Genomic DNA, 9,749 nt, shown 5'->3' with positions numbered 1-9,749 from the left:
TCTTGCGCCCGCGGCTCGCCGCGGGCATGTCTGCGGCTGCGCCGACAAGCCACCAACGGAGTCGTAATTTGCCAGCAGACGCCAGACTTCTCGCCGAGCAGTTCGTCGTCGTGCTCCACGAGCCGCAGGACGTGGTGAACATGGCAACCACCGCGCGCGCCATGATGAACTTCGGCCTGCGCCGGCTGCGGCTGGTCAACCCGGTCGACTGGGATGAGCAGCGGGTACTGGGGATCGCGCACGCCGCCGGCCCCGTGGTCGAGCGACTCGAGATGGTGGACACGCTGGACGAAGCGCTCGAGGATACGGTGCACGTGGTCGGCACCAGCGCGCGGCAGCGCACGCAGCCCTTCGTGTGGCAGCACCCGCGGGAGGCGGTGCCGGAGCTGTTCGCGCTCGCCGCCGCGGGCGAGGGGCCAGTCGCCCTGCTCTTCGGCCGCGAGGACCGCGGGCTGGAGAACCCCGAGCTGGACCGCTGCGACCGGGTGCTGACGGTGCCCACCGACGGCGCCTTCTCTTCCCTGAACCTGGCGCAGGCCGTCCTGCTGATCGCCCACGAGCTGTGGATGGCGGGGCCGGGCGGCGAGGCGGAACTGCCGACGTGGAGGAGAGCCGCGCCGCCGGCCACGCACGAGCAGTTGGGCGACCTCTTCCGCGACACCAAGACGACTCTCGAAGAAATCGAATTCTTCAAGAAGAAGCGCCCGGAGGCGATCATGCGCACGCTGCGGGCGGTGGCGCGACGCGCCGACCTGGATCAGCGCGAGGCGAAGCTGCTCAGGGCCACCGCCCTCGAGGTGCGCAATTACGTACGGCGGAAACTGGCGCGTCCGGGCTAGTCGGAGGCGCCTGCGACCGCCTGCCGCAGAAACTCCAGAACGAGCGCCCAGGCGCGCTCGACGTCGCCTCCACCCTCGATGCGTTCCGGGACCAGCGTGGACGATCCGTGGGTGCCCGGATCCGTCACGTACGTCTGGTGCCCCGCCGCGGCGAAGATCTCCAGTTGCTCCTGGACCGATGGGATCGCCGCTTCCTGGACGGGACGCACCACGAGCGCCGGCCCGGCGAGCCGCTCCGCCTGCTCGTTCGCCGGGCAGTCGGCAAGCGGCCCTCCGGAGGCCGGCGAGAACGCCAGCACCGCGGCGACCCGGTCAGGGTGGTCCGCCGCCAGTCGCAGCGCGAGGGTGCCGCTGTAGCTGCTCCCCCAGGCGACGACGGGCGCGCCGTCGGCCAGCTCCAGCGCCCTCGCGAAGGCCGCCGTCACGTCCGGATACACGTCGCAATACGGGGTGTCGTTGTGGCCGAGCGCGGCCACCGTGCGGTTGCTCCCGCCGAAGCGGTCACCGCCCCTGCGCAGATCCACCGCCAGCGCATCGTACCCCGCCTCGAGGAGGCGCGGCAGGATGGGGCCGTATTCGCCTCGGGCGCTGGCGCCGCCCTGGTGGAGCATCAGCAATAGGGGCGCTCTCGCGCGGCCCGACCGGTGGATGTCCGCGTAGATCATGGCCCCGTCCGCGGCAGGAAACACGATCTCGGGAACGCCGGCCACGCTCTGGACGGCGGCCGCACCGGCGCGCGCGCCCTCACCCTCCGAGACAGCGGAAACGAACGCCAGGCCGTCCGGGCTCGCGCCGACGGGCACGCGCCCGACGACGCCCCGGGTCTCCGTGTCCACCACGAGCACCTGCGCCGCGCCGGCCAGAGACACGAGCGCGCGCGCTCCGTTCGCGTCGAACGCGATCCCCAGGGGCCTGGGTCCCGCCGCGATCGTCCCTATCAGCTCGCGCCGCGCCACGTCGAACACCGCCACCTCCCCGCTGCGGTTGTTCGCCACCCACGCCTGCGAGCCGTCGGGGCTGATGCGCAGCTTTACGGGCGTGTCCCCGCCGCTCGGCAGGGTGGCCACCGGAGCAAGCGTGCGCGCGTCGATGACCGTGATGGTGTTCGCGCGGTTGTTGCTGACCCACACCTCCGCGCCGTCGGGCGTGACGGCTATGCCCTCGGCACCGGCGCCGGCTTCGACGTCCGAGCCCGCTCCGGTCGTCAGATCGAACACCGTCACCACGCCGTCCAGCATGTCCGGGGAGTACAGCCGTGACCCGGCGCGGTCGACCGCCACCATGTGGCTGCGCCCCCTGGCGGTTTCGTGGGCGCGGCCCAGCTCGCCCGTCTCGAGGATGATCTCCAGGACCGACTCCTGCTCCTCCGCGCTCACCCAGATCCGGTCCCCGCGCTCCGCGATGGCGATCCCGTGGAGAGCCCCCCAGCGCGCCAGATCGAAGCGGCGCAGCACGGCACCCGTGTGCAGGTCCACCTCTGACACGACGCCGCTCCCGTACCCCGCCACGTATGCGCGCGCGCCGTCGGGCGAGAGCACCATTTCGTGGGGGTCATCGAGCACATCGGCCGCCCAGCGCAGGGTGCCGTCGCTGCGGTACGCCTGGAGCTCACCCTCGGCGCGGGCGAGCACGACGAAGTCCTGCGCAGCGACAGAGGCTGCGCAGCCCGTGATCGCAGCGACGAGGACCAGCGGCGCCGCGATGAGACGTCTGCGGACCGGTTCACACGGCGAGGTCTTATTCATCCGTCCAAGCTAGCACGCGCGCTCGACTGAGCTATCCGAGGCTTGCAAAGAGGTTGTCAGCGCCCTGTCCGGGCTCCCGACGCGTGCCTACGCTTCGACGGCCCTCTCCCGGGGCGGGAAGTACGGGTCGTCGAACTCGTGCGGGTCGACCATCGGCTCCCAGACCTGGAAGATCGGGAACTTGGCCGCGAACGCGGCCAGCGAAAGAACGAACAGGCCCGCGAACAGCAGCGTCACGCCGATCTCGACCCACCCGAACGGCACCCCGTCGGCGCCCGGATACAGCGACGGGTACACCAGCGTGTACCGCTCCAGCCAGAGCCCGAACAGGATCAGGCTGGCCACCGTGGCGAGGAACGAAGGCTTCTTCTTGGCGGCCACGCTGAGCAGCGCGAAAAACGGCGCCAGGAACAGCAGGCCCAAAACGGCCACGGAGAGAGCCGTATAGGGCGCGGTCAGGCGGTGCACCAGGAACGTCTGCTCCCAGGGAAGCTGACCGTACCAGATCACTATGTACTGCGACCAGAACAGGTAGGCCCAGAACACGCAGAACGCGAAGGTCAGCTTGCCCAGGTCGTGGAAATGCGGCGTCCGGATGACGTCCTCCAGACCCAGCTTGGACCGGTAGATGACGGCCAGCACCGTGGTCGCCGCTATCCCTCCCAGGAAGGCGGCCATGAAGTAGTAGGGGCCGAGGAGCGTGCTGAACCAGCCGGCCTCGAGGGACATGACGTAGTCCCACGCCACTATGCTCATGGACGCGGCGTAGACCATCCCCAGGATGGGGCCGAGGCGCGCCAGCTTGCGGTGCGCCCGCCGCTCTTCCTCCTCCTGACCGCGCCAGCCCGAAACGACCCAGCCGCGCACGCCGGTCGTGGCATCCTCGGGCCGCATGCCGACGTCGGGCCGCAGCGTGATGCGCGCGTAGGCCAGCGACAGGCCCACCATGACGCCCAGCGCGAGCACGTTGCGGATGGACACGAAGCCCTCGTTCAGCCACCTCTCGAGCCCGTCGTGGTACATCTCGTGGGTCCAGGGGAAGATGTGCTCACCGGCCAGCAACAGCGGCAGAAAGAGCACGAAGCCGATGGGCAGGAACGCGACGAAGGAAAGCGCCAACCGTCGCACCGGGCGCGCCCACTGTGACCTCGTGATCACCGTGACCGCCGAAAACACCACGGCTCCCTGAGCGACGCCGAACCAGAATAGCCAGTTGAAGAGATAGGCCTGCCAGGCGCGGCCGTCGCCCCGCATGAGCCCGGCCGCGAGCGCGATCAGCCCTACGACCGCCGCCCCGAGACCCATCAGCAGGACCGGGCGTGGCACGCCGTCCAGCCGGCGGTAAGGCAGCTCCGCGTTGTTCGAGTGCGCCATGCCGCTACTCCCCCTCTTCCTGGCCGCCGCCGGAGTCCGCCCCGTCCGCCGCCTGCGCGCCTCCGTCCGAGGGCCCTCCGCCCTCCTGCAGCCGGCGGATATGGTTCACGATGTGCCAGCGATCCTCGTGCGGTATCTGCACCGCGTAAGCGGGCATGAGACCGCGTCCAGCGCGGATCACACCGTAGATGTAGCCATCCGCCAGGGTCGTAGCGCGACCCGCGGCCAACGGTGGCGCGATGGGCGGATAGACTCCGGTCGCTGTCACCGACCCGGTGTTGCCACCCATGCCCGCGGGCCCGTGGCAGATCTGGCAGTACCGGGCATACATCTCCTCGCCGCGGACCTCCGACTCCGCCCCGCGCGGGATGGGGTTGGGGTAGGCCTCGCCGAACGCCTGAAGTCCCGCCTCTCCCGGCGCCATGGGCGCCGGCACCTGGCCGTTGGGGCCGTCGAACGCGACGGAGTTGTCGGGCGGCAGCCGGGGTGCTTCGTACGGGTCGAACGCGGGCGATTCGCGCATGAACGCGAAGAAGGACACGCGCGCGAGCATGTTGTCGATTTCGGTGCAAGCACCCAGCGTCAACGTGATCGCCAGCAGGCCGACGAGCCGGACCGGGCTAGGCATGGGCCACCTCCGCGCGAATCTCGGCCGCGCCCGCCCGCTCCAGCGCCGCGCGGGCCTCGTCGGCGCGCCCCTCCGCCGGCACCACGAATACGCCGAACGAGCCGGCGGAGAACGATGGGTCGTACGCGTACGAAGCCTTCGGCTTGAGCAGAAACGCGTTCACGAGCAGGCCGAGCACGGTGGCAAGCGCGCCGAACAGAATCATCAACTCGAAGGAAATGATCACGAAGGGCGGCAGCGAAATGATCGGCTTGCCGCCGGTGATCAGGGGGTAGTCCAGCGACATCCAGATCGGCATCGCGAAGCCGGTCGCCGCGCCGGTCAATCCCCCCACCAGCGTGTACACACGCACCGGGCTCTCCGGCCTCGCCATGGCGTGCTCTATGTCGTGGTGCGGCAGCGGGGTGAACACCGTGATGTCCACGGGACGCTGGCCGCGCAGCGCCTCGACGGCCTCCTCGACCGCGTCGGAGTGGTGGAACACGCCCAGGATTCCGGATCTCTCCATCAGCGCGCCCCCTCGTGTCCGGAGGGATCGTGGCCGGGTGCTCCCGCGCCCACCGTGTCGGACCGCAGCGGGCTGGGCAGCACCTCCTTCAGCTCCGCCACGGAGATCGGCGGCAGCAACCTGATGAACAGCAGGAACCACATGAAGAACCAGGCGAAGCTACCCACCATGATGGCCATCTCCACCCACGACGGCATGTAGGTGTCCCACTGCCAGGGCATGTACTCGTGCGCGATGCTCGAGACGATGATCACGAAGCGCTCGAACCACATCCCGATGTTGATGAAGATGGCGATGGTGAACAGCGCGCCGATGCTGGTGCGCACGTTCCTGAACCACAGCAGTTGCGGCACGAAGGCGTTGCACGTGATCATGATCCACGTGGCCCACCAATAGTCGCCGAACGCGCGGTTGAAGAAGGCGTTTCGCTCCGGCACCTCGAAGCTGTACCACGCCATGAAGTACTCGGTCGCGTAGGCGTAGCTGACTATCAACGCGGTCAGCAGAATCAGCTTCGACATCGCGTCGAAATGCCTGGGCGTGAGGTACGCCTGCAGCCCGAACACCTTCCGCATGGGGACCAGGATCGTGATCACCATTGCGAGACCACTGAAGATCGCGCCCGCGACGAAGTACGGCGCGAAAATCGTCGTGTGCCAGCCGGGGACGATCGACATGGCGAAGTCCCAGGACACGACCGAGTGCACCGACAGCACCAGCGGCGTGGCGAGCGCCGCCAGGTAGAGGTAGGCCCTCGAGAAGTGCTTCCACTCCCTGTCCGTGCCGGTCCAGCCGAGCGCCAGCGCGGAGTACAGCTTGCGGCGCCACGGCACGTCGGTGGCGTCTCGAGCCGCGGCGACGTCGGGGATCATGCCGACGTAGAAGAACACCGCGCTGACCGTGAAGTACGTGCCCACCGCGAACACGTCCCACAACAGAGGCGAGCGGAAGTTCGGCCAGATGAGCCTCTGGTTCGGGTACGGCAGCAGGTAATAGAACAGCCACGGCCGCCCGAGGTGGATGATCGGGAACAGCCCGGCGGTCATCACCGCGAATACCGTCATCGCCTCCGCGGCCCGATAGATCGACTGCCGCCAGGGCGCTCTGAACAGGTACAGGATCGCCGAAATGAGCGTGCCCGAGTGGGCTATGCCGACCCAGAACACGAAGGTGGTGATGTAGACCCCCCACCCGACGGGGTTCATGAGACCGGTCATGCCGATCCCGAGCACCACCTGCACCGCGAACGCGAAGCCCATCAGGCCAACGCCGGCGAGCGTGGTCAGGAAGAGCATCCACCAGCCCTTCCCCGGCCGGCTGAGCATCTTGAAGATGTCGCGGTTGACCTGGGCGTAGCTTTCTACCTGCGGGTGCGTCGGCGAGCGGCGCGGCGTCGGCGCAGAGGGCGGCGGCGGAGGAGGCGTGACGGTGGCCATCAGTGGCTCTCCCCTGCCGCCTCGGCGTGCACCGACACCCGCTGCAGGTAGGTCACGCCGGGTTGAGTGTTCAACTCCCCCAGCACCCGGTATGCCCTGCCCGAGGCCGCCACCTGAGCGACGCGCGAGTTGGGATTCTTGATGTCGCCGAACACGATCGCGTCGCCCGGGCAGGTCTGCGCGCAGGCGGGCACGATCTCGCCGTCCGCGACGGGCCGATCCTCAACGCGGGCATGTTGCTGCGCGTCGCGGATCCGCTGCACGCAGAACGTGCACTTCTCCATGACGCCCTTCTCGCGCACGGTGACGTCCGGATTCAGTTGCCAGTTCAGCGGCTCCGGCCACTCCCACGTGAAGTAGTTGTACTGGCGCACCTTGTAGGGGCAGTTGTTGGCGCAGTAACGGGTACCCACGCAGCGGTTGTAGACCTGCGCGTTGAGCCCCTCGGGGGTGTGGTACGCGGCGTAGACCGGGCACACGGGCTCGCACGGAGCGTTGCCGCACTGCTGGCACATCATCGGCAGGAAGCGCGTGCCCTCGAACCGGTGCTGGCCGTCGTCTCCCTCGCCCAACTCCCAGTAGCGCTCGATGCGGATCCAGGATAGCAGCCGCCCCTTCGCCACCTGTTCCGGGCCGATGATGCCGATGTTGTTTTCGGCGTAGCAAGCCGTCATGCACGCACTGCAACCGGTGCAGCGATCCATGTCGATGGCGAGCGACCAGCGCGGCCGCTCCTCGGAGTACTCGCCGTAGTAGGTGTCGGGCGGAGGGTAATCCTGCGGCGCGCCACCCATGCCGACGATGGCGCCGAAGCCACCCACGCCCTGTAGCTCGTCGACCTGCGCCTCGAGCGGGTGCGGCTGACCGTGAACCGCCCGGCTGCCTATGGGCAGCGGCTCGCCTTGCTCTTCCTCCGGGCCGCGCTCGTTTCCCTGACCGTCCGGGTCGTTTTCCACGCCCGCCCGGTAGGCCGCCAGACCCAGGATGTTCACGGGCTCCGCGTTGCGCGCGTCTTCCAGCGACATGGCCTTGGCCACGTCGCGCGCGGACGCGTCGGCCTCACCCTCGGTGTAGGGTATGCGCTCCCAGCGGCCGGTGGGCTCCAGCGTTGCGCGCGCCTGGATCCAGACGGCGCCCCCGGAAGCCGCGTCCACCTCGGGAGCCAGCAGCGTGGCCGCGTTGACGCCGCGGTCTTTGGCGTACCGGCCCAGGTTCTCGTGCCCCTGTCCCAGTTGGATGGCCAGGGTGTCGGGCCGCACGCCCGGATGCGTCCAGACGGGCAGCTCCGCATCCCCGGTAGCAGTGGCTATGCGCACGATGTGGCCGACATCCAGCCCGCGCTCGTGTGCCACATCCGGGTGCATCTCCACCCACGAACCCCACGCGATCTTGCTGACCGGGTCGGGAAGCTCCTGAAGCCATGGCCTGTTCGCGAGGCGGCCATCGTGGAAGCGATAGGACGGATAGACCACGACGTCGAACTCTGCGCCGCTCGGTCCGGTCAGGTCCACCGCGTCGAAGCTGAGCTCGGCGACGCTCTGGGCGCCCACCGCGGCCCCAGCCCCGCTCGCCGACTCCGCGGCGCCGGCCGCAGGCACCGGAGTCACCGCGTCGACGCCCGCGGCGGCCACCACGACGCCCGCGCGCAAGGTTGCGCGCCACCCTTCCTCGTCCGCGCCCGCTATCACATCGCGCGACCAGCGCGCGCGCAGGTAGTCGTAGAACGTGTTCCGCGCGTCGGGGATCTGAGCGCCCGCGCGGCGCGCGACCGACAGCAGCACGTCACCCGTCTGCTTGGTCTGGAAGACCGGCCGCATGACCGGCTGCACGATCGAGTGCACCCCGGGGCGCGCCTCCACGTCGCCCCAGGCCTCCAGGAAGTGGTGATCCGGGAGGAGCAGTTGTGCCCGCGCGCTGGTCTCGTCGAGCTGGGTGGCGAACGAGGCGATGAAGCCGACCCGGTCCAGGGCGGCCGCGGCGTCCGCCAGCGGCACGCTGTGCAGCGGGTTGGTGCCGTGCACCAGCAGCGCGCCCACTTCGCCCGCCGCCGCCCGCTCGAGCAGGTTGGTCAGCGCCAGGTAGGACCCCGCGGGGCCCCGCTCTGCCTGCCCCGGGAATACCGTCCGCCCGACGTTGCCGGCGGCCCGATTGAGCAGCGCGACGGCGGTGGCCAGGGCGGTCCCGGCCCGGCTCGACGCGGCGACGCCCGGTCCCATGGCCACCGAGCGGCCGCCGTTGGCGAACGCCTCGGCGGCCTCGCGTATCGCGTCCACGCTCACGCCCGCCGCGTCCGCCGCCGCAGCCGGGTCCACCGAGGCGAGGGGTCCGTCCAGGGCGGCGCCCGTCGACTCGGCAACCAGGCGCGCCATCGCCAGCGCGACGAGGTGCTCGGTGCCGGCGCGCGCGGCGATCCAGTCGTCCGCGCTGAGGCCCGTCAGCGACAGGTGCGGCCCGACCGCGATCAGCCGGCCCCGGCGCCCGTCCTGGTAGGAGTGGCCCTGCACGAAGCCGTGCGTGTAATCGACCGGCGAGCCCCACGTCTCCATGAAGTCGGCGCCGAAGGTGACGACCACCTCGGCGGCCGCCAGGTCGTGGCGCGGAACCGCCTCGGTGCCGTACACCAGGCGGCTCGCGGTGCGTACGGCCTCCAGCCCGAAGGCATCGAAGCGGACGCGCTCCACGCCCATCGCCGCGCACCAGTCGTCGATCAGCCGGTCCAGCGTGCCGCTGTAGGAGCCCGTCAGGAAGACGGCGCTCCCGGACGCACCCGCTATCCCGTCGGCCAGCGCACGCTCGGCCGCGTCCCAGGAGATCTTCTGCCAGTCTCCGGCGGATCCCTTGCGTAGCGCCTGCGGAACGCGATCGGGATCGTAGAGCCCTTGCAGGGATGCCTGCCCGCGGGCGCACAGACGCCCGTGGGATATGGGAGACAGCGGGTTGCCCTCGGCCTTGACCGCACGGCCCTCCCGCGTCCGAATACTCATGCCGCAGCCGGCAGGACACTCCTGGCAGGTGGTGCGGTACCACGTCGCGATCCCCGGGACGATCTCTTCCGGCGGGACGACGTAGGGAATCAGGTTCTCGGCGGCGCCCGTCGTGCAACCGGCCAGCCCCGCGCCCGCGCCAGCGGCGCCGATCACCTTGAAGAAGTCTCGGCGTTCCATTCCGCCCTTGCTCGGCCGGTCGGCGTCCGTGCCCTCGCGGGCCCCTGGCTTCCGG

7 protein-coding genes are annotated in these 9,749 nt (G+C 69.9%); 1 reads left to right on the top strand and 6 read right to left on the bottom strand.

The features are described 5' to 3' along the window. Positions 1 to 68 precede the first annotated feature (68 nt). Positions 69 to 839, top strand: a complete 771-nt coding sequence (locus ABFS34_09150) for a TrmJ/YjtD family RNA methyltransferase (protein ID MEN8375602.1) — start codon at positions 69 to 71, stop codon at positions 837 to 839. Here the strand turns inward: ABFS34_09150 and ABFS34_09145 are convergent. The 6 genes from ABFS34_09145 to ABFS34_09120 all read right to left on the bottom strand — a co-directional run bounded on the left by ABFS34_09145 (position 836) and on the right by ABFS34_09120 (position 9,694). Continuing rightward, the gene (locus ABFS34_09145) at positions 836 to 2,584 is read right to left on the bottom strand and encodes an alpha/beta fold hydrolase (GenBank protein ID MEN8375601.1); all 1,749 of its coding nucleotides are present in this window, start codon (positions 2,582 to 2,584) and stop codon (positions 836 to 838) included. The genes ABFS34_09150 and ABFS34_09145 overlap by 4 nt on opposite strands. Positions 2,585 to 2,671: 87 nt before the next feature. Then, complete coding sequence (locus ABFS34_09140; GenBank protein MEN8375600.1) at positions 2,672 to 3,958, bottom strand: hypothetical protein; 1,287 nt, start codon at positions 3,956 to 3,958, stop codon at positions 2,672 to 2,674. A gap of 4 nt (positions 3,959 to 3,962) precedes the next feature. Continuing rightward, positions 3,963 to 4,586 carry a cytochrome c gene (locus ABFS34_09135; GenBank protein ID MEN8375599.1) on the bottom strand — a complete coding sequence of 208 codons (624 nt, stop codon included), beginning with the start codon at positions 4,584 to 4,586 and terminating at the stop codon, positions 3,963 to 3,965. Further along, positions 4,579 to 5,094 carry a DUF3341 domain-containing protein gene (locus ABFS34_09130; GenBank protein MEN8375598.1) on the bottom strand — a complete coding sequence of 172 codons (516 nt, stop codon included), beginning with the start codon at positions 5,092 to 5,094 and terminating at the stop codon, positions 4,579 to 4,581. Before ABFS34_09130 ends, ABFS34_09135 begins: the two co-directional genes overlap by 8 nt. Continuing rightward, positions 5,094 to 6,530 (bottom strand): NrfD/PsrC family molybdoenzyme membrane anchor subunit, encoded by a 1,437-nt coding sequence (gene nrfD, locus ABFS34_09125; GenBank protein ID MEN8375597.1) that lies wholly within the window; start codon positions 6,528 to 6,530, stop codon positions 5,094 to 5,096. Before nrfD ends, ABFS34_09130 begins: the two co-directional genes overlap by 1 nt. Then, on the bottom strand, positions 6,530 to 9,694 hold the full coding sequence (locus ABFS34_09120) for a molybdopterin dinucleotide binding domain-containing protein (protein ID MEN8375596.1): 3,165 nt from the start codon (positions 9,692 to 9,694) through the stop codon (positions 6,530 to 6,532). Before ABFS34_09120 ends, nrfD begins: the two co-directional genes overlap by 1 nt. Positions 9,695 to 9,749: the final 55 nt, after the last annotated feature.

Source organism: Gemmatimonadota bacterium (assembly GCA_039715185.1).
In the GTDB taxonomy this organism is placed as follows: domain Bacteria; phylum Gemmatimonadota; class Gemmatimonadetes; order Longimicrobiales; family RSA9; genus DATHRK01.
The sequence above is the reverse complement of the archived record's forward strand: the minus strand, read 5'-3'. Positions and strand labels throughout refer to the sequence as shown.

What these genes read in the sequence shown, in the direction of transcription:
- ABFS34_09145 (MEN8375601.1), bottom strand. Translation starts at nt 2,584, where the DNA reads ATGAATAAGACCTCGCCGTGTGAACCGGTCCGCAGACGTCTCATCGCG.
- ABFS34_09140 (MEN8375600.1), bottom strand. Translation starts at nt 3,958, where the DNA reads ATGGCGCACTCGAACAACGCGGAGCTGCCTTACCGCCGGCTGGACGGC.
- ABFS34_09135 (MEN8375599.1), bottom strand. Translation starts at nt 4,586, where the DNA reads ATGCCTAGCCCGGTCCGGCTCGTCGGCCTGCTGGCGATCACGTTGACG.
- ABFS34_09130 (MEN8375598.1), bottom strand. Translation starts at nt 5,094, where the DNA reads ATGGAGAGATCCGGAATCCTGGGCGTGTTCCACCACTCCGACGCGGTC.
- nrfD (MEN8375597.1), bottom strand. Translation starts at nt 6,530, where the DNA reads ATGGCCACCGTCACGCCTCCTCCGCCGCCGCCCTCTGCGCCGACGCCG.
- ABFS34_09120 (MEN8375596.1), bottom strand. Translation starts at nt 9,694, where the DNA reads ATGGAACGCCGAGACTTCTTCAAGGTGATCGGCGCCGCTGGCGCGGGC.